This is a genomic window from Kitasatospora hibisci, from assembly GCF_043950205.1.
GTDB lineage: Bacteria > Actinomycetota > Actinomycetes > Streptomycetales > Streptomycetaceae > Kitasatospora > Kitasatospora hibisci.
This window is the reverse complement of record NZ_CP171642.1, coordinates 2,027,145-2,045,449: the sequence shown is the minus strand read 5'-3', so window position 1 is coordinate 2,045,449 and position 18,305 is coordinate 2,027,145. Positions and strand designations below refer to the sequence as shown.

17 protein-coding genes are annotated in these 18,305 nt (G+C 76.4%); 7 read left to right on the top strand and 10 right to left on the bottom strand.

Annotated elements, in window-relative coordinates:
• Window positions 1-286: 286 nt before the first annotated feature.
• Window positions 287-1,111 (top strand): SDR family NAD(P)-dependent oxidoreductase, encoded by an 825-nt coding sequence (locus ACF9IK_RS08695; RefSeq protein ID WP_395293668.1) that lies wholly within the window; start codon window positions 287-289, stop codon window positions 1,109-1,111.
• 29 nt (window positions 1,112-1,140) lie between these two features.
• Here ACF9IK_RS08695 and ACF9IK_RS08690 read toward each other — a convergent pair whose 3' ends face one another.
• Genes ACF9IK_RS08690 through ACF9IK_RS08675 form a run of 4 tightly spaced genes read right to left on the bottom strand, consistent with a single transcriptional unit; the run spans window position 1,141 to window position 5,345 of the window.
• On the bottom strand, window positions 1,141-1,860 hold the full coding sequence (locus ACF9IK_RS08690) for an ATP-binding cassette domain-containing protein (RefSeq protein ID WP_395293667.1): 720 nt from the start codon (window positions 1,858-1,860) through the stop codon (window positions 1,141-1,143).
• Entirely contained in the window at window positions 1,857-2,648 is a 792-nt protein-coding gene (locus ACF9IK_RS08685; RefSeq protein WP_395293666.1) for an ABC transporter ATP-binding protein, read from the bottom strand. Before ACF9IK_RS08685 ends, ACF9IK_RS08690 begins: the two co-directional genes overlap by 4 nt.
• Window positions 2,645-4,645, bottom strand: coding sequence for an ABC transporter permease subunit (locus ACF9IK_RS08680; protein WP_395293665.1), 2,001 nt, complete (start codon window positions 4,643-4,645; stop codon window positions 2,645-2,647). The genes ACF9IK_RS08685 and ACF9IK_RS08680 overlap by 4 nt, the downstream gene beginning before the upstream one ends.
• Window positions 4,646-4,658: 13 nt before the next feature.
• Complete coding sequence (locus ACF9IK_RS08675) at window positions 4,659-5,345, bottom strand: hypothetical protein (RefSeq protein ID WP_428846382.1); 687 nt, start codon at window positions 5,343-5,345, stop codon at window positions 4,659-4,661.
• Window positions 5,346-5,540: 195 nt separating this feature from the next.
• Between ACF9IK_RS08675 and ACF9IK_RS08670 the strand changes: the two genes are divergently transcribed.
• Together ACF9IK_RS08670 and ACF9IK_RS08665 are read left to right on the top strand one after the other, a co-directional pair.
• Complete coding sequence (locus ACF9IK_RS08670) at window positions 5,541-6,143, top strand: hypothetical protein (protein WP_395293664.1); 603 nt, start codon at window positions 5,541-5,543, stop codon at window positions 6,141-6,143.
• Complete coding sequence (locus ACF9IK_RS08665) at window positions 6,134-7,606, top strand: ABC transporter substrate-binding protein (protein WP_395293663.1); 1,473 nt, start codon at window positions 6,134-6,136, stop codon at window positions 7,604-7,606. Before ACF9IK_RS08670 ends, ACF9IK_RS08665 begins: the two co-directional genes overlap by 10 nt.
• A 42-nt stretch (window positions 7,607-7,648) precedes the next feature.
• Here ACF9IK_RS08665 and ACF9IK_RS08660 read toward each other — a convergent pair whose 3' ends face one another.
• The 3 genes from ACF9IK_RS08660 to ACF9IK_RS08650 all read right to left on the bottom strand — a co-directional run bounded on the left by ACF9IK_RS08660 (window position 7,649) and on the right by ACF9IK_RS08650 (window position 10,738).
• Window positions 7,649-8,962 (bottom strand): PP2C family protein-serine/threonine phosphatase, encoded by a 1,314-nt coding sequence (locus ACF9IK_RS08660; protein WP_395293662.1) that lies wholly within the window; start codon window positions 8,960-8,962, stop codon window positions 7,649-7,651.
• A 93-nt stretch (window positions 8,963-9,055) separates the two neighbouring features.
• Window positions 9,056-9,478: a MarR family winged helix-turn-helix transcriptional regulator gene (locus tag ACF9IK_RS08655; RefSeq protein ID WP_395293661.1), complete on the bottom strand. Its 423-nt coding sequence runs from the start codon at window positions 9,476-9,478 to the stop codon at window positions 9,056-9,058.
• Between the two features lie 30 nt (window positions 9,479-9,508).
• Complete coding sequence (locus ACF9IK_RS08650; protein WP_395293660.1) at window positions 9,509-10,738, bottom strand: M48 family metallopeptidase; 1,230 nt, start codon at window positions 10,736-10,738, stop codon at window positions 9,509-9,511.
• A 338-nt stretch (window positions 10,739-11,076) separates the two neighbouring features.
• On the opposite strand from ACF9IK_RS08650, the gene ACF9IK_RS08645 reads away from it, so the two are divergent.
• A complete protein-coding gene (locus ACF9IK_RS08645) occupies window positions 11,077-12,228 on the top strand; it encodes a CapA family protein (RefSeq protein ID WP_395293659.1) in 1,152 nt (383 codons plus the stop codon).
• Between the two features lie 130 nt (window positions 12,229-12,358).
• Window positions 12,359-12,934 (top strand): class IV adenylate cyclase, encoded by a 576-nt coding sequence (gene cyaB, locus ACF9IK_RS08640; protein ID WP_395293658.1) that lies wholly within the window; start codon window positions 12,359-12,361, stop codon window positions 12,932-12,934.
• A gap of 94 nt (window positions 12,935-13,028) precedes the next feature.
• Here the strand turns inward: cyaB and ACF9IK_RS08635 are convergent, their stop codons facing one another.
• Genes ACF9IK_RS08635 through ACF9IK_RS08625 form a run of 3 tightly spaced genes read right to left on the bottom strand, consistent with a single transcriptional unit; the run spans window position 13,029 to window position 15,832 of the window.
• Entirely contained in the window at window positions 13,029-13,730 is a 702-nt protein-coding gene (locus ACF9IK_RS08635) for a siderophore-interacting protein (RefSeq protein WP_395293657.1), read from the bottom strand.
• A 56-nt stretch (window positions 13,731-13,786) separates the two neighbouring features.
• A complete protein-coding gene (locus ACF9IK_RS08630; protein ID WP_395293656.1) occupies window positions 13,787-14,506 on the bottom strand; it encodes a TetR/AcrR family transcriptional regulator in 720 nt (239 codons plus the stop codon).
• Window positions 14,507-14,521: 15 nt separating this feature from the next.
• Window positions 14,522-15,832 (bottom strand): MFS transporter, encoded by a 1,311-nt coding sequence (locus tag ACF9IK_RS08625; protein WP_395293655.1) that lies wholly within the window; start codon window positions 15,830-15,832, stop codon window positions 14,522-14,524.
• A gap of 210 nt (window positions 15,833-16,042) precedes the next feature.
• On the opposite strand from ACF9IK_RS08625, the gene ACF9IK_RS08620 reads away from it, so the two are divergent.
• The gene (locus ACF9IK_RS08620) at window positions 16,043-16,858 is read left to right on the top strand and encodes a 2,3-dihydro-2,3-dihydroxybenzoate dehydrogenase (protein ID WP_395293654.1); all 816 of its coding nucleotides are present in this window, start codon (window positions 16,043-16,045) and stop codon (window positions 16,856-16,858) included.
• 202 nt (window positions 16,859-17,060) lie between these two features.
• A complete protein-coding gene (gene dhbC / locus ACF9IK_RS08615; RefSeq protein WP_395298510.1) occupies window positions 17,061-18,263 on the top strand; it encodes an isochorismate synthase DhbC in 1,203 nt (400 codons plus the stop codon).
• Window positions 18,264-18,305 lie beyond the last annotated feature (42 nt).

Sequence of the window (18,305 nt, the reverse complement as noted above, 5' to 3'; positions counted from 1 at the left end):
CCGTCGCCCGGACACACCGCCGTCCGGGCGGCGCCGACCACCGGTCCGGCCCGCGGGGCGGGTCGGCGAGGGCGGCGTGCCGGCGGGGTGGGCCAGGGCGGCCGGCTCGCCGCCCGAGGTGACGTCCAACCCGGCCGCGATGGCCCGGCGACGTGCGACTTCACCGTGGACTCGCCGGTGTGCAGGGCGCCGGAGACCTCGCGGCCGCGGCGACCGGTTCGGCACGTGCGGGTCAACTGTGCTGCTTGTGAGCCTTTCTGACGTCAAGTCGGTAGGGTCCGGTGCCATGACTGAGCTGAGCGGACTCCCGCAGGGCGGTGTTCCGGCCGCCGGACGGCTGGCCGGCAAGGTGTGCGTGGTGACGGGTGCGGCGAGCGGTATCGGGCGAGCGGTCGCCGAGCGCTTCGCGGCCGAGGGGGCGGCGGTCGTGGCGACCGACATCGACCGGGACGGCCTGGGGCGGCTCGCGGACGCGCTGCCGCAGGCCGTCACCACGGTGGTCGGCGACGTCTCGCGGGACGACGACGCCCGCCGCATGATCGAGGCCGCCGTCGAGCGGCACGGCCGGCTCGACGTCCTGGTGGCGAACGCGGGCGTGATCCCGCTGATGGAGATCACCGAGGCGGGCGCCGACGACTGGGACCGGGTGATGGCCGTGGACGGCCGGGGCATGTTCCTGACCTGCAAGTACGCCGTGGAGGCGATGGCCGGGGCGGACGGATCGGGCGCCGCCGGGCACGGGGGCGCCGGCGGCGCGATCGTCTGCGTCTCCTCGATCTCCGGCGAGGCGGGCCAGCGCGGCCAGGCGGTCTACGGGCCGGCCAAGTTCGTCGCGTCGGGACTGACCAAGCACCTCGCCGTGGAGTGGGCCTCCCGAGGCATCCGGGTCAATGCCGTGGCTCCCGGGACCATCACCACGGAGCGGGTCCGCCGGCTGCAGGACGAGCCGGGCGGCCCCGAGTACCTGGAGGCGATCGAGAAGCTGCACCCCATGGGACGGTTGGGCGACCCCGCCGAGGTGGCCGCCGCGGTGCTCTTCCTGGCCTCCGACGACGCCTCGTTCGTCACCGGCGCGGTCCTGCCGGTGGACGGCGGCTACCTGGCCCAGTAGCGGCGAGCGGAACGTCGCCCCGGGCGCGGTCACGCCCCCGGGCCGGTCGATCGCCGCATGGCGGCCGGCGGCCCGCCGAGCTCGGCGGGCTCGCCGGAGAAGCCGACCTCGCCGCGGTGGAGCACGTGGACGACGGCGGCTCCGGCCAGGCCGTGCGGCAGCGACTGCGCGGTGAGGACGACCGCCCGGCCCTCGGTCGCGGCCAGCTCGAGCAGGTGCGCGTGCAGCCGGGCGGTGACGGCCGGCGCCAGCCCGCGGTCCGGTTCGTCCAGCAGCAGGAGGCGCGGATGTGTACTCAAAGCCATTGCCACGGCGACGAGTTGCTGCTGTCCGCCGGAGAGCGTGCCGGCCCGGCGCAGGAGCAGCGCAGTCAGCTCGGGGAAGAGCTCCAGCGCCTCGTCGGTGGCGGTGGGGGCAGGGGCCGGTCCGGTGCCGCTCCGGGCGAGGCCGAGGTGTTCGGCCACCGTGAGCGAGGTGAACACGGCCCGCTCCGCCGGCACCAGCGCCAGGCCCAGCCGCACGCGCCGGTGGACGGAGAGCCCGGTGACGTCCCGCCCCTGCCACTCCACCCGCCCGGCGGCCAGGCGCACCACCCCGGCCAGCGCGTGCAGCGCGCTGGTCCGGCCGGCGCCGTTGCGGCCGAGCAGGACCGTCACCGCGCCGGCGGGGAAGGCGAGGTCCACGCCGTGCAGCGCTTCGAGCGGGCCGTAGCGGACCCGGGCGGCGTGCAGGGCGGCTTCGACGGTCACGGGCGCGGGTCGCCTCCCCGCAGGTCCGGTCCCCAGGTCCGGGCCACCCGGGCGTCGGCGAGCACGGCGCCTGCCGGACCGTGCGCCACCACCCGGCCGTCGGCCATCGCGTAGACGGTGTCGGCCAGTTCGGCGACCAGGTCGGGATCGTGCTCGACCAGCAGCAGTGCCATGCCCCGGTCGGCCAGCCCGCGCAGGACGGCGACCAGCCGGGCGGTCTGCGCCGTGTCCAGGCCGGCCGCCGGTTCGTCGAGCAGCAGGACGCGCGGGCCGCCGGCCAGGGCGCGGGCGAGCTCGACCAGGCGCAGCACCCCGGTGGGCTGCTCGCCGGCCGGCTGCGCGGCGAGCTCCTGGAGACCGAGCAGGGCCAGGGCGCCTCCGGTCGCGGCGTCCACCGCGCGGGTGTCCCGCCGGGTGCCGGGCCGCTGTTCGGCGCCGACCCGGACGTTGTCCGCGACCGAGAGGGTCGGGAAGACGGCGATCTGCTGGAACGTCCGGGCCAGACCGATCCGCACCCGGGTGTGGGCCGGCAGCCGGGTCACCTCGCGGCCGCCCAGCAGCACCCGGCCGGCGTCCGGGCGGACCGTGCCGGCCAGACAGTCGAACAGGGTGCTCTTCCCGGCGCCGTTCGGCCCGATCAGGGCGGTGATCCGCCCCGCCGGTGCGGTCAGGTCGACGCCGGCCACGGCCTCGATGCCGCCGTAGCGGCGGACCAGTCCGCGTGCCGTCAGCCGGGCGGCGGCGCCGGGCCGGGCCCCGGCGGCCGGACGGGCGACGCGCCGGCTCACGGATCGGCCCCCGCCGCGGGGCCGTCCGCCTGCCGCGCCGCGATCAGCGCGCGGACCCGCCGCCCGGCCGGGGTGAGCCGCCCGGGCGCGAGCGCCGCCCCGGCCCCCGGCCGGCGCTGCGGCCGACGGCCCGCCAGCCGCTCCGCCAGGCCCGCGAGGCCGCCGGGGAGCCGGCCGATCGCCGCCGCGAGGAGCCCCACCGCGACCGCCGACACCCCGGCCGTCGTGCCCGCGTCCAGGCCGATCAGCAGCGCGGCGGCCAGCACCGCGCCGAGTGCGCTGTCCGCGCCGGCCACGACCACCGCCGCGAACCAGAGCAGCCCGCGCACCGGGTCGAACGAGGCGGCGTCGAAGGCCCGCCCGGCCAGGCCCATCAGGCCGCCGCCGAGCGCCGCCAGCGCAGCCCCCGCCACGAAGGCGAACAGCTTGAGCCCGGGTACGTCGACCCCCGCCGCGACCGCGCCCGGCTCGTGGTCGCGCATCGCCGTCAGCGCCCGGCCCAGCCGCCCCCGGTGCAGCCCGTGCACCACCGTCAGGCCCAGCCCCAGCAGCAGCAGTTCGGCGAGGTAGAAGGCCCGGTCGCCGGCCAGGAAGCCGGGCCGGTCCAGGGTGAGCCCGGTGGTCGCGTACGGCTGCTGGAAGACGAACCGGCTCATCGCCGTCCCGACGGCGAAGGTCACCAGCGCCAGGGCGAGCCCCCGGCGCCGGATCGCCGGCCAGCCGGTGAGCAGCCCGAGCGGCGCCGTGGCCAGGACGGCGAACAGCAGCGCGGGCGCGGCGGGCAGCGGTGGCACGCCGGGGATCCGCCCCGACATCAGCAGGGCCGTCCCGAGCGAGCCCAGCCCCGCGTACCCGGCCTGGCCGAGCGAGATCTGCCCGCCGTAGCCGGTCACCACCACCACGGAGAGCAGCACGAGGGCCAGCGCCGGCACCAGCAGCGCGTTGCGCAGGTCGCTGTCGCGGAAGCCCAGCGGCAGCAGGAGCAGCACCAGGCAGACCGCCCCGGCCGCGCGGCCCCCGGCGGCCGCGCCGTCCCGCCCGGTACGGCGGGCGGGCAACGGGGCGCGGTCGCCGTACTCGCCCGCGATCCCCGGCCCGGCCAGCAGGGCGGTGGCCAGCAGCGCCACCACGAAGAGGTTGGCCTGCAGGGCCTGGACCAGAGGCAGCAGCTGCCCGGACGGGCGGACCCTGGTCAGCTCGGCCTGCGCGATCCCCAGCGCGAGACCGGTGACCACCGCGACCGGGATGCTGCGCAGCCGCGCCGCCACCGCGACGGCGATGGTCTCCATCACCAGCAACGGCAGCCCGTACGGGTCGAGCAGCAGGTAGGGGGCGAGGGCGATGCCGACCAGCCCCGCCGTGAGCGAGCCGAACGCCCAGCCGGCCGCGGACACCCGGTCGGCGTCCACCCCGGCGAGCCCGGCGAGCCGGCGGTCGTCCACCACGGCGCGCAGCCGGAGACCGAACCGGGTGAACCGGGTGATCGCGGCCACCGTGATCCAGAGGACGGCGATGGCGGCGAGCTGCGCCACGGTGTCCGCGCGCAGGTTGTGGCTGCCGGGGAGCGCGATCGGCGTGCCGCCGAAGGGCGAGGGCGTGCCGCCCACCGGGGAGCCGCCCCAGACCAGCACCACCAGTCCGATGAGCAGCACGAACACCCCGATCCCGGCCACCGTCGTCTCGGCCACCCCCGCCCCGCGCCGTTGCAGAGGCCGGTAGACCAGGACGTCCAGCAGCACCCCGAGTGCGGGCGCGACCAGCAGCAGGCAGCACGCGACGGCCGGCCAGACCGGCCACTGCCGCACCACGACGAGGTCGCGCAGCAGGTAGGCGACGAGCATGGCCTGGGCGCCCTGGGCGATGTTGAGCACGCCGGTGGCGCGGTGGCAGACCACCAGGCCGATGCCGCTCAGCGCGGCCGCGCTGCCGACGGTGAGCCCGGCGAGGGCCAGGTCGACGGTGAGGCCGAGGGAGTCGAGGGCGGGGACGTCCGGCACGGGGACCGCCGCTTCAGCCGGCCGGCGGGGCGGACTCGCCCGGACGGGTGGGCCGGGGGTGCTCGGCGGAGTCCGGGGCGGGGGCGTCGGGCTTGTCCGGGCCGTGGGGGCCGTGGGGGCCGGAGTGGTCGCCGGGCTCGCCGGGCTCGCAGATGCGGCAAGGCGTGAGCCGGCGCACCCGCACGGCGGCCGCGTCGACCGGTTCGGCCCGCGACTTGCCGGCCACCAGCGGGCAGTCCGGGCGGTGGTAGAGCGTTCCCTCGGGCACGGCCAGCAGGACGGTGCCGCGCGGTGCTGCGGCGCCGGCCGGAAGCAGGGCCGCCGGGTCGGCCGGCCCGCCCGCGGTCCCGTCGGGCGCCGTCCCGTCGGTGGGCTCCACCAGCAGGGCGTGCAACTGCTCCACCCGCAGGTCGGTCAGGTCGGGGCGGCCGGTTCCCCGCCGTTCCGGCGGTTCCGTGCCTTCCTGCGCGGGGCCGCGGGGCGGGCGCAGGGCGAGGAGGACGGCGCCCGCCACGATCAGGGCCGCACCCGGGATCGTCGACGACGCCAGGTAGGGGATCTGCTGCTCGGCGAAGCTCTCGCCCGACACCCCGTACCAGCCCAGGACGCAGAGCGCGGCACCCGCGGCCGCGACGATCCAGCCGAACCACTCGCGTGCGTCCCGGACGATCCGCGCCGCGCGCGGTGCGGATCGCCGCAGCCGGGTGCCGCGTCCGCCGGGTTCCCCCGGTGCGGCGCGGTGCGCGATTTCCCGCTCGGATTGCGATTCGTCCATGGATCCGCCTTGATGGTGTCACTTGCGACATTTCCAGCATCGGCCTGGAACAGCATCCGGACATCGGCAGAGCGGGCCGTGTGGACCCCACCCGCCGCCGTCGAGAGGAACACCATGCACGTGAGTAAGAGCGACCCCCACGACACTCACGACCCCCACGGCGCTCCGGTCCGGTCCGGCGCTCCGGTCCGGCGCTGGGTGGGCGTCCTGCTGGCGGTGCTGCTGGTGGCCGCGGCGGCCGCGTGCAGCAGCAGCGAGTCCGGCTCCTCCTCGTCCGCGTCGCCGACCCTCCCCACCGCCGCCACCGGTTCGCCGACCGCCACCGGCGGCGGGACCGCCGGTGCCACCGCGCCCGCCGACCCGGCCACCGCCAAGAACGAGGTCACCGCCAACTGGGAGAAGTTCTTCGACCCGACCACCCCGATCCCGGAGAAGGCCTCGCTGCTCCAGAACGGTGAGGAGTTGCTGCCCGTCCTCCAGGGCTTCTCCCAGGACCCGCGGGTCGGCGAGGTGAAGGCCACGGTCACGGACGTGTCGTTCAACTCGGCGACCGAGGCCACCGTGACGTACGAGCTCTCCCTCCAGGGCAACGTGGTCGAGCCCAGCGCCACCGGCCAGGCGGTGCTGGAGAACGGCACCTGGAAGGTGTCCCGCTCGACCCTCTGCGGCCTGCTCACCCAGGCCGGCGGCGCGAGCGGCACCCCGATCCCCGGATGCAGCTGACGGCGTGGCCGTTCCCCCGGGCCGCCGACGCGTCCGGTCGTCGGCGGTCCGCCCGCCCGGGCTGCCCGGGTGCCGCCCGTCCGGGCCCGGCCCGGCCCGGCGGCACCCGGCGGCCCGGCGCCGCCCGGCTCGCGGCGGGGCTGCTGGCGGCCGTCCTGCTGCTCGCGACCGGCTGCGGCACCCGGCTGCCGGACGGCGCGTTCACCTCCCGCCCCGCCTCCGGCCCGGGCACCTCCGCGGGTGGCAACCCGGCCTCGGACACCGGGGTCACCGCCTCCGAGATCCGGATCGGCATCGTCACCTCGCTGACCAGCCCGGTCGGCAGCGAGGTGTTCAGCGGCCCGCGCTACGGCGCGCTGGCCTTCGTCCAGGCCCTCAACGACCGCGGCGGCCTGCACGGGCGCACGGTCAAGGTGGTCACCTGTGACGACGGCGGCAGCGGCATCGGCAACCAGGACTGCGTCCACCGGCTGATCGACCAGTCGCACGTCTTCGCCTTCGTCTCCGGCAGCGTGCTCGACTACGCGGGCGCCCCGTACGTCAGCGAGAAGGGCGTGCCGGACGTCGGCGGCCAGCCGATCGGCACGGCGTACGACCGCTGGCCGCACCTCTACGAGATCTACGGCAACAGCGCGCCGCGCGACGGGAACGCCGTCGGCTGGAACGGCACGCTGTACCAGACCACCGAGGTGTACCGCTTCTTCAAGGAGCGGCTGGGCGCGCGCAGCGCCGCCGTGGTCGCCTACAACCAGGCCGACTCGGCGCGCTACGCCGCGCAGCTGCGGGACGGCCTGGAGGCGGAGGGCTACAGGGTGCTGACCCAGACGGTCGACTTCGCGCTGCCGAACTTCCAGGCGGTGGCCGCGGCCGTCCGCGCCGACGGCTCGCAGCTGCTCTTCGATGCGATGGACACCCGGGGCAACGCGGCGCTCTGCCGGGCGCTGGACGACTCGGGCGTGCGGGTCGAGGCGAAGGTGACCAACGTGCAGAACTGGTCCGAGACCGTCCGGACGGACTACCAGGCCTCGCCCACCTGCCGGAACGTGCTCTGGGCCACCTCGTCCAGCCTCAACTACGAGGACGTCGACCACCCGCCGGTGGCGGAGTTCCGCGCCGCGATGGCCAAGTACTACCCCGACCGCGAGCCGTTGCTCTCGGCCTGGGAGCTGGAGGGCTGGGCGGGCGCGCAGTGGCTGACCGACGCGATGGACTCGTGTGGGGCCGACCTCACGCGGGCCTGCGTGGAGCGGTTCATGAACCGCCCGGAACCCTACGACGCGCACGGTCTGATCCTGCCCGCCTCCTTCGTCCCGCAGCCCCCTCCGAGCGGGCCGACCCGGGCCTGCCTCAACGCGGCCCGCTGGCAGGACTCCGCGCAGGGCGGCAGGGGCGGCTGGGTCACCCAGGTGACGTCGATGACCTCCACCTGCTTCGAGGTGCCGCAGCTGCCGTACCGGCCGTGACGGCGCCGCTCGGCCGGCCGGGCCCCGGCAGGCCGAGCGGCCTCAGCCACGGCGCGGGAGCCGCTCCGCCACGACCATCGCCGCGTCGTCGTCCAGCCGGCCGCCGACGTGGGCGAGCAGGTCGCGACGGAGGCGGTCCAGCAGGACCTCCGGACGCTCGGAGCGCCAGGCGTCGACGCGTTCGGTGAGCGGGTAGAAGCGCCCTTCCGGGTCGCGGGCCTCGATCACCCCGTCGGTGTAGATCAGCAACCGGTCGCCGGGCAGGAACGGGAAGACCTCCACCTCGTACTCGGTGGGGGCGAGCTCGCCGAGCCCGAGCGGCGGCGCCGGGTGGCGGGCGTTCAGGACGGTGATGCCGTCGGCGTTCAGGAGCAGCGGGGGAGGGTGGCCGCAGTCGATGAGGCGGAGCACCGAGCCGTCGTCCGGGATGTCCAGGATGACGGCGGTGATGAAGGACTCGCCGCGGTCGTCCGCGGCCGTGTCGCCGCCGCCGTACGGGTCGGCCTCGTCCCGGCCGAGGCCGGCGGCGGACTCCGCGCTGCGCTCCACCCCGCGGCCCGGCTTCTCCGGGCTCAGGTCCAGCCCGCGGTCCGCGCTCCGCTTCAGGCCGTGCCCCCGCTCCCGGCCGTGGGACGGCGCGCCGTCCCGGTCGCCGTCCGGGTACCGGCCCTGGTCGCCGAGCTGGGCGAGGTCCCAGCAGACGCTGCCGTCCAGGTAGCCGGCGAGCTCGGGGAGGTCGGCGTGGAGGTGGGCGGCGGCTCGGAAGGCGCCCAGCAACAGGGCCGCGTCGCCCAGCGAGGAGAGGCCCTTGCCGCGGACGTCGCCGACCAGCAGCCGGGTGCCGCCGGCCGTGCGGGCCGCCGCGTAGAGGTCGCCGCCGACCTGAGCCTCGGCCTCGGCCGCCAGGTAGACGGAGGCGAGGCGGAGCGGCCCGATCCGCTGGGGCAGCGGGCGCAGCAGGACGCGCTGGGCCGCCTCGGAGACCGTCCGGACCCGGGCCAGCTCGAGTTCGTGCCGGTCGCGCAGCACGCGCAGGCCGACGATCAGCGCGGAGACGGCGATCAGGGCGCCCAGCTGGGTCTCGTGGTTGGCGGTGGTGATGCCGTCGCGCAGGAACCCGATGAGGGTCAGCGCGGCCAGTGAGAGCAGGGCGACGACGGCGGTGGCGCGGGCGCCGGCGAAGGAGGCGGTGATGGCGGGGGCGACGATCAGCAGCGGGCCCAGGTGGATCTGCGGGGGCGCGAGGACGTCGACGATCGAGATCACCGCGATGAGCGCGAGCGGCAGCACCGTCAGCGCGCGGCGGCCGGGCCGCCACGACGGGCTGCGGTCGCGGGGGCCCGGCCGAAGTGGCACTCCTCCTCTGTACACCGTCCGGGCGGTGGGGCGCACTTCGGCGGCCCTGCCGGGCCGGGGTGTCCGGCGGACACGCCCCGGGTGCCGCGGTGGTCAGCCCTCGGCGCCGTAGCGGGCGAGGTAGTCGGCGAACCGGGCGACGTCCTCGTCGGACCAGTCGGTGAAGCGGGCGGTGAAGGCCGCCCGGCGCTGCTCGTTGGCGTCGCGGAGCAGGGCGAGGCCCGCCCCGGTGGTGCCGAGGATCTGGCCGCGCTGGTCGTCCGGGTCGGTCTCGCGGCGCAGCAGGCCGAGCTTCTCCAGCGCGGTGACCTGGCGGCTCACGGTGGACTTGTCCAGCATGAAGTGGGAGGCGACGTCGGCGGCCCGGCAGCCGCCGCGCTCGTTGATCAGGTCGAGGATGCTGTAGGTGACCAGGGAGAGGTCCGGGTGCAGCTGGCTCGCCTTGTGGCGGGCTCGCCGGGCGAAGGCGGTCAGCTCGCGCTGGATGGTGTCGATCGACGTCTCGCGGCCGGGCACGGCTTCCTGCCTCCTCGGAAATTTGTTGCACTATACAACGGATTTGCCGGGGTCGGCGGCCGGACCGGGCGACGACGCCCGCCAGGCGCGGGCGGCCGCGATCCGGCGGGTCGCGCTCGGGTGAGTGGCGAACAGTAGCTCAAGCACCCGGGGCGGGTCGACGTCCGCGACGTTGGTCACTGCCAGTCTGCGCTGCATCGCGATGAACTGCTCGGCGTCCGAAGTGAGTTCGAGGGCGTGTCGGTCCGCCCGGACCTCGACCGCGCGGCTCACCGCGCACTGGACCGGGCCCGACAGCGCGCCCAGCAGGGCCGCGCAGGCGGCCAGCAGCGGCAGCGCGCGCGGATCGGCCGCGCTCGTCGCCCCGGCGGCCGACAGCAGTGGCCCCCAGTCGGCCAGCAGCCCGAGCGCGACCACCACGAAGGCCGCCCCCGTCGCGCCCAGCACCGTGCCGGTCAGCACGTCCCGGTGCTTCACGTGCCCCAGCTCGTGCGCCACCACCAGCTCGACCTCGCGCGGCTCGGCGGTGGCCAGCAGCGTGTCGTACGCGACGATGCGGCGGGTCGCGCCCAGGCCGGACACGTACGCGTTGAGCGCCGTCGTCCGCCGCGACGCGTCCGCCACCAGGACGTCCCGGACCCGGACGCCGTCCCGCTCGGCGAGCCCGAGCAGGGCCTCGCGCAGCGGGCCGGCCGGCATCGGGGTGAAGCGGTTGAACACCGGCTCGACCACCAGCGGGTAGAGGAACGAGAGCGCCGCGGTGAGCAGCGCCGCGGCGCCCGCGGCCGGGATCCACCAGTACCGGGGCGACCGGGCGGTCAGTGCGAACAGGCCGAGCGCCACCGGCAGGGCCAGGGCGAGTCCGAGCGCCATGCCGCGCAGCACGTCGACGGCCCAGCCGCCCCAGCCCTGGGTCACCAGGCCGAACCGGGCCCGGACGGCGCGGACGCCGGCGCCGAACGGCAGCTGCACCGCCTGGCCGAGGACCACCAGTGCGGCCGTCCCGGCCAGCACCTGCGCGGTGCGGGAGCCGCCGAGCCGGCCGCCGACCGCGGTCACCAGTGCTGCGCCGGCCGGGGTCAGCCCGAGCAGCAGCGTGAGCGCCAGCCCGGCCAGCCGCCCGCCCAGGGCCCACGGCAGCTGGGCGCGGCGCAGCGCCCGGCCGCGGGCGCGCTCGGCGGGGGTGAAGTCGCCGGCCGCCGCGGTCGCGGGGGTGGGAGGGGGAGCGGCGCCCGGAGCCGGGCCGGCCGAGTCTGTCATCTGCTGTTCGTCACCCGTCGTCTGTTCGTCGCCCGTTGCCGGCGGCCGGGGGGGGGGCGGGTCCTGCCGGAGGCCGCTGCCGGTGGACCTGTCGGCCGCGGTCGCCCGGCCGCGGTCGGTCGCGGCCGGGCGGTCCGGGACCAGCATGTCACTGCTCGGCCGGGCCGGGGAGGCGGTGTGATCCGCGCGGTGCACCAGGGGCGCGGCGTCCGGGCCGGCCGGGGGTTCGGTCGAGCGGTCCCGCCCGGCGGTCGAACGCAGTGTGGACGTGGGGCGAAGGAGCCGCGGGGGAGTGGCGTAGGCTGACCGCTCTCGGATCGACCTCGGGGGGAACACTCATGCGCCGTGCCGCGGCCGCCGTCGCCTTGCTGCTCGGGCTGGTCCCGCTCGCCGCCTGCGGCCCGGACGACCCCGACCCGGCCCCCGCCAAGGCGGCCGACGCCGCCCCGCCCTCCACCACCGCGGCCACCGACGGCGCCGCCCCCGCCGGGTCCACCGGGACCGGCACGCCGAGCGGCGCCGCGGCCGCACCCCGCCCGGACGGCAGCATCACCGTGGCCTTCGCCGGCGACGTCCACTTCGAGGGCCGGACGGAGGCCCGGCTCGCCGTGAAGGCCCCCGAGCAGGCGCTCGGCCCGATCGCGCAGACGCTGGCCGACGCCGACCTCTCGGTCCTCAACCTGGAGACCGCGATCACCGACCGCGGCGCCCCCGAACCGAAGACCTACACCTTCCGCACCTCCCCCAAGGCCCTCGGCGTACTGAAGGACTCCGGCGTCGACGTCGTCTCGATGGCCAACAACCACGCGGTGGACTTCGGCGCCGACGGCCTCGCCGACACGCTCGCCGCCAAGGAGTCCTCACCGATCCCGGTCGTCGGCGTCGGCCGCAACGCCAAGGAGGCCTACGCGCCGTACGTCACCACGGTGCGCGGGGTGAAGGTCGCCGTGGTCGCGGCCAGCCAGGTCGAGGACCTCACCAACCAGAAGTGGCGCGCCGGCGCCAACAAGCCGGGCATCGCCTCGGCCCTGGACGCTCCTGCGCTGGTCAAGGCGGTGGCGGCGGCCAAGAAGCAGGCCCCCGTGGTGCTCGTCTACCTGCACTGGGGCGAGGAGGGCAAGGCCTGCCCGACCGGAGCCCAGACCGCCGTCGCGAAGAAGCTCGCGGCGGCCGGCGCCACCGCCGTGGTCGGCACGCACGCCCACACCATGCTCGGCTCGGGCATGCTCGGGAACACCTACGTCGGCTACGGCTTCGGGAACTTCCTCTGGTACGGGACTTCCAACTACGCCTTCTCCAACGAGACCGGCGTCACCACGCTGACCGTCTCCAAGGAGGGGAAGGTCACCGGCGAGAGCTTCGCCCCGGCGACCGTCGACGGCCGGGGCGTGCCCGTCCCGCAGGCCGGCGCCGCCGCCGAGGCCGCGCTCAAGCGCCGCAACGGCCTGCGCGGCTGTACCGGGCTGGCCCCGGCGCCCGCCGCGCACTGACCCGTGTCGCCGGACGCCGCTTCGGCGCCCGGCGCCGCTACAGTGGCGTCATGCCGGGCAGCCCGGCCTCCGGGACGGCCCGGACGGGCCGGCGGGCAGGTCCCGGGAGCGCCGCCGAGGAGGCCGTGAGGTGATCGAGGCCGAGCTGAAGGCCGTGGTGCGGGAGCCGCGCGCAGTGCTGCGCCGGCTGGAGGCGGCACACGGGCCGGGGCGCTCCGAGGTGTACCGGGACACCTACTACGACGCGCCGGACGGCGGACTGATGGGCGCGGACCGGGAGTTGCGGATCCGGGTGGTGGAGGGCGCGGACGGGGGGAGCCGCGCGCTGCTCACGTACAAGGGCGCCCGGGTGGACGCCGCCTCCGGATCCAAGCCGGAGCACGAGACCGAGGTGGCGGACGTCCGGGCCGCGCACGGGATCGTGCGCGGCCTCGGGTTCGTCCTGCGGCTCGCGTTCGAGAAGCGCTGCCGCACCTACGCGTTCGGGTACGAGGGCCGGCGGATGCTGGCGACCCTCGTCCGGGTGGCGCGGCTGGACGGGGTCTTCCTGGAGGTGGAGACCGCCGTCGAGGCGGCGGAGGGGCTGGCGGCCGCGCTCGCCGACGTCCGCCGAGTGATGTCCGAACTCGGCCTGGAGGAGGGGGACTTCACCACCGAGCTGTACACCGATGCGGTGGCCCGGCAGGGGGGCCGGCCGGGTCGCTGAGGGTTGGGTCCCCGGCGGCCCGTCCCCGGCGGTCCGCCCGGGGTCCGTCTCCGACGGCCTGTTCGCCGGAGGCCGGTCGGGCCGAACTCCGGCCTCAGCCCTTGTGATCGGCCTCGCCGTGCTTCCAGTACCCCTTCGCCTGCACGTGCTCGCGCGGCAGTGCCCAGTCGGCGAGGAGGTGGCGGCGGAGGGCGGCGACGGCACCGGCCTCACCGGCCAGCCAGGCGCGGGTCCCCGGGGGGACGTCCACGGAGCGGACGGTGTCGGCGAGCAGCCCGCCCTTGGGCTGGGCGGTGCCCGCCCGGGGCAGCCAGGTGGTGGTGAGCTCGGCTGCCGTGTCGACGGGCAGGGCGTCGGCCGGTTTGGCCACCTCGAAGTAGGCGGACACCCGGGTTTCGGGCGGGAGTTGCTCCAGGATGGTGAAGGCGGCGGGCAGCGCGCTCTCGTCGGCGGCGAGGAGGATGTGGGCGGCGCCGTCGAAGGCGGGCCGCCGGCCGCGCGGGCCGGACAGCCGGATCGGTTCGCCGGGACGGGCCCGCGCGGCCCAGCGGGCGGCGGGACCGTTGCCGTGCAGGACGACGTCGATGTCCACCTCCCCCTCGGCCGGCCGGTGACGGCGGACGGTGTAGGCCCGGGACGCGCCGTCCGGGGTGGCCAACTTGACCCACTGGGTGGGGTGTTCGATCGCAAGCCCGGCCAGCCCGGGGCCGGCCAGGGTGAGTCGGAGGAGGGTCGAGGTCAGCCGGGCGGCCACGGTGACCGTGACGTCGAAGGTCGGACGGGGGCGCTTGAACATGGTCGCTCCAGAGCCGGCCCGGGCGTGACACGGGCCGGAGGTGGGAGGGGAAGGGGTCAGCGCGCGGGCTGCCGGTCGAGCTGCCGGTCGAGCAGCGCGTCGACGAACGCGGTGTCGTGCGGGCGGCGCAGCACCAGGGCGCGGTGGTAGAGCGGGGCGAGGACGGCGTCGAGGACGACGGCCGCCCGGTCGTCGTCGGCGAGGGCCAGGCAGGTGCGGACGTGCGCGACGTCCCGGGCGCGGAGCTCGTCGAGGAATCCGCCGTGCAGCAACTCCGCCGTACGCGGGTCGAGTTGTGCGTGGCCGAGGAGCGCCTGGAGGACCCGGCCGGCCGGCTCCTCGCCGAGGAAGGCGGCGAAGCGGTGGACGTACGCGCGTACGTCGGCGGGGCCGGACGGGTGCTCGGGCCAGGCGAGGGCGGTCCCCGCGTCCAGGACGAGGTTGTCGAAGAGGATGTCGACCTTGGACTTCCACCAGCGGTAGATCGTCTGCTTGGCGACCCCGGCCGCGGCGGCGATGCCCTCGATGGTGAGGGCCTCGAAGCCGTACTCGACCAGGAGGTCGTCCGCGGCGTTCAGCACGGCCAGGCGCGCGGCCTCGCTCCGGCGGCTGCCGGTGCTGCGGCTGCCGGTGCTGCCGGTGGCGCTGCTGTCGGCGCTCCGGTCGTTCCCGGTGGCGCGGCTGGGCTGGGCGGCGATGGTACTGGCGTCCTTGTGGGCGAGTCGTGCGGTGCGTACGGGGTTTGCGCGGTGGTCGGGCGGGCCGGTCGGGGCCATCCTCTCACGCCCCGCTCACGACGCCTCGGGGACACCGGCCGCCGATCGCGCCCGGTGGCGGAGCAGACCGGCCGCGACCACGAGGGCGAGCACGGCGACCAGTGCGCTGAACGTGACGCCGGCCGTGCGCAGGTCGGTGGCATGGACCAGGACGCCGACGCCGACCACCGGCACCGAGAGCATCGTGTAGAGGACGGCGAAGAAGGTGGAGACCGCCTCGCCGCGCCGCTGCGGTGCGACGCCGTCGTTCACCGTGCCGAGCCCGGTGCCGACGGCGGTGCCGGTGGCGAGGCCGTTGATGCAGGCGCCTGCCAGCAGCGGCGCGAGCGTGGCGGTGAACAGCGCGGTGGCGATCAGTGCGGACGCCAGGACCAGACCGGCGCAGGCCGCCGGCAGCGCGCGGGGCCCGGGCAGCACCCGGGTGAGCAACTGGCCCACGGCGGTGCTGGCGAACGCCAGGCAGACGACCAGGCCGGTGAGCGCGGGGCTGTGGACGTCCAGGACGGTCGCCAGGAAGAGGCCGCTGACCGAGGTCAGCACGCCGAGCACGGCGAAGCCCGAACCGCCGGTCAGTGCGGCGCACACGAAGGCGGGCCGGACGTCGGCCGGGACGTGCAGCCGCTGGAAGCGCAGGCGGAACCCCGCCGGGGAGCTCACGGTCTCGGGCACGGCCGGCAGCGCGATCAGGGCCACGGCGGTCAGGGCGAGCGTCACCGTCCACGGCAGGCGTAGCGGTGCGTCGGTGCCGACCCAGGTGGTCAGCAGGCCGGAGAGCAGGGTGCCGCCTGCCAGGCCGCCCATGTTGGCGGCGAGCGCCACGGTCTGGGCGCGCAGACGTCGCTCGGGCGGGGCGAGGTCGAGCAGTGCGGCGGTCGCGGCACCGGTGACCAGGGCGGCGGCGAGGCCGGAGAGGACGCGCGCGGCGAGCAGCCAGGGCAGTGAGTCGGCGGCCTCGAAGAGTCCGGCGGCGCCGGCGGCGAGCAGCAGGGCGCCGGCCAGGACCGGGCGGCGGCCGATCCCGTCGGAGAGGCGGCCGAGCGTGAGCAGGCCTGCGACGACGCCGAGGGCGTACACCGCGAAGATCACCGTGACGGTGAACGGTGAGAAGCCGAAGGCGTGTTGGTAGAGCGGGTAGAGCGGGGTCGGGACGGTGGTGCCGGCCATGGTCACCCAGAAGGCGAGGGCGATGGCGGCCCGGGCCAGCGGGTCGGTGCGGCTCGGCCGGGCAGCCGGGTCGGGTGCGGCGGAGGGGGGCGGTGACCCGGACGGCGCAGGCCCGGCGGTCTCGGGTGCCGGGCCGGTGCGGGGCGGCGGGGTGGTGGTCACGGAGCTCCTCGGGGAGTGGGGCGGTGAAAGTGGACGCGACGTTGCGTCTCCCTTACTCGATCGGGACGCTAACACTGGACGCAACGTTGCGTCTACTGTTGCGGGCGTCCATCGCTCCGGGCCGGGATCCGCCCCGCCGCCGCCGGTTGACGACCCCGCAGGAGTCCGCGCGACCCCTCGGCGCACCCGAACAACTGTGTTAGGTTAGCCTTGCCTAACGTTGCTGGTCGGAGGGGATTTCCTGTGCTGCAGTCGGAATTGGTCGGCACCACTGCCGTGGTGACGGGCGCCGGGCAGGGCATCGGCGCCGCCGTGGTGCGGGCGCTCTCCGCCGCGGGGGCCGTCGTCGCCGCGGTCGACCGCAACCCGGGCCCGCTCGCCGCGCTGGCGGAGGAGCTCGGCGGTTCCGTCCGCCCGTACGTGCTGGACGTCACCGACGCGGCGGCCGTCGAGTCCACCGTGGAGCTGATCGAACGCCGACTCGGGTCGATCGGAGTCCTGGTGAACGTCGCCGGGATCCTGCGGACCTCGCCCGCCGTCGAACTCACCGACCAGGACTGGGCGGACACCTTCGCCGTCAACAGCACCGGCGTGTTCCACACCTGCCGGGCGGTCGGCGGCCGGATGGCGGCGCGCGGCTCGGGGGCGATCGTCACCGTGGGGTCCAACGCCGCCGGGGTGCCGCGCGCCGGCATGGCCGCCTACGCGGCCTCCAAGGCGGCGGCCACCATGTTCACCCGCTGTCTGGGCCTGGAACTGGCCCGCTCGGGCGTGCGCTGCAACATCGTCTCGCCCGGCTCCACCGACACCGAGATGCAGCGCGCGCTCTGGGGCGACGACGCCGAGGCCGCCGAACGGCGGGTCGTCGACGGCGATCCGGCCGGCTGGCGGGTGGGCATCCCCCTCGGCCGGATCGCCCGACCCGAGGACATCGCCGAGGCGGTGGCCTTCCTGGTCTCCGACCGGGCGCGGCACATCACCATGCACGACCTGTACGTGGACGGCGGCGCCACCCTGCGGGCCTGACCCGCACGGCTGCCGTCCGCGGCAGCGCCGCGCCGCGAAGCCGCCGCCCCGGAGGCGGCCTCCCCGCCCGGCCCGGTCCCGCCGTGCGCTCGGACCGTCCCGCCCGCACCCCGGCCCGGGCTCCGCGCCGGTCCCCCCACCACCCCGCCACCCGCCGGCCGGTGCCGCGAGCAGCGCCCGGCGGCCATTCGAAGACTGGAGAATCCAGGTGACCACGGTGCACCACGCCCCCGCCGGGACGGACCCCACCGTCATCGGCGCGGCCAGCGGGTTGCTGGGCCAGTACCGGGCCGCGCCCGACGAGGCGTTCTTCGCCTCCCCGACCCGCACGCTGCTCACCGACGGCGTGCACGTGCGGGTGCCGCAGGACGGGCGCCCGCTGCCCGTCCGGGTCGCCGACACGCTCGCTCGCGCCCGCCGGGACGGCGTCGAACACCCCCTGGTGGTGGGTGCGGTGGCGTTCGACCACGACAGCCGCGCCGAACTGGCCGTGCCCGCGCGGCTCCGCCGCTGCGGCGCGCTGCGCGACGACCCGCTGATCGCCTTGCCCGCCCCGACCACCGACCGGGCCGAGTGGCAGGTCCGCTCCGTCCCCGCCCCGGAGGCCTACGGCGCCGGCGTCGCGGAGGCCGTCCGGCGCCTGCGGGCCGGCGAGCTGGACAAGGTGGTGCTCGCCCGCACGCTGGAGCTGACCGCCGGCCGCCCGCTCGACCTGCCCGCGATCCTCCAGAGACTGGCCCGCCGTGACCCGGGCGGCTACACCTTCGCCGTCCCGGCCGGCTCCGGACGGACGCTGATCGGCGCCAGCCCCGAACTGCTGCTCTCCCGCCGCGGCACGGCCGTCCTGGCGAACCCGCTGGCCGGGTCGGTGCCGCGCAGCGCCGACCTCGGCGAGGACGTGCGCCGCGCCGCCGCGCTCCTGGAGTCGCCCAAGGACCTGCACGAGCACGCGGTCGTGGTCGACGCGATCCGCGCCGCGCTGGCCCCGTACTGCCGCACGCTGGACGTGCCCGCGCGGCCGACCCTGGTCCGCACCGCGGCCATGTGGCACCTCGCCACCACCATCACCGCCGAGCTGGCCGATCCGGCCGTCTCCGCGCTGGAGCTGGCCACCGCACTGCACCCGACCCCGGCGGTCTGCGGCGCGCCGACGCCGCTGGCGCGCCGAGCGATCGGTGAGATCGAGCCCTTCGACCGCGGCCTCTACGCCGGCATGGTCGGCTGGGGCGACGCGGACGGCGACGGCGAGTGGGTGGTCACCCTGCGCTGCGCCGAGGCGGACGAGCGGACCCTGCGGGTCTACGCGGGGGCGGGTGTCGTCGCCGAGTCCCGCCCCGAGGCCGAACTCGCAGAGACCAGCGCCAAGTTCCGGACCTTCCTGGATGCCGCGGGGGTGCCGCGATGAGCGCCGGGAGCAACGACGTGACGGGCGCCGGGGCGTTCGGCG

What these genes read in the sequence shown, in the direction of transcription:
- ACF9IK_RS08695 (WP_395293668.1), top strand. Translation starts at nt 287, where the DNA reads ATGACTGAGCTGAGCGGACTCCCGCAGGGCGGTGTTCCGGCCGCCGGA.
- ACF9IK_RS08665 (WP_395293663.1), top strand. Translation starts at nt 6,134, where the DNA reads ATGCAGCTGACGGCGTGGCCGTTCCCCCGGGCCGCCGACGCGTCCGGT.
- ACF9IK_RS08650 (WP_395293660.1), bottom strand. Translation starts at nt 10,738, where the DNA reads ATGACAGACTCGGCCGGCCCGGCTCCGGGCGCCGCTCCCCCTCCCACC.
- ACF9IK_RS08645 (WP_395293659.1), top strand. Translation starts at nt 11,077, where the DNA reads ATGCGCCGTGCCGCGGCCGCCGTCGCCTTGCTGCTCGGGCTGGTCCCG.
- ACF9IK_RS08635 (WP_395293657.1), bottom strand. Translation starts at nt 13,730, where the DNA reads ATGTTCAAGCGCCCCCGTCCGACCTTCGACGTCACGGTCACCGTGGCC.
- ACF9IK_RS08630 (WP_395293656.1), bottom strand. Translation starts at nt 14,506, where the DNA reads ATGGCCCCGACCGGCCCGCCCGACCACCGCGCAAACCCCGTACGCACC.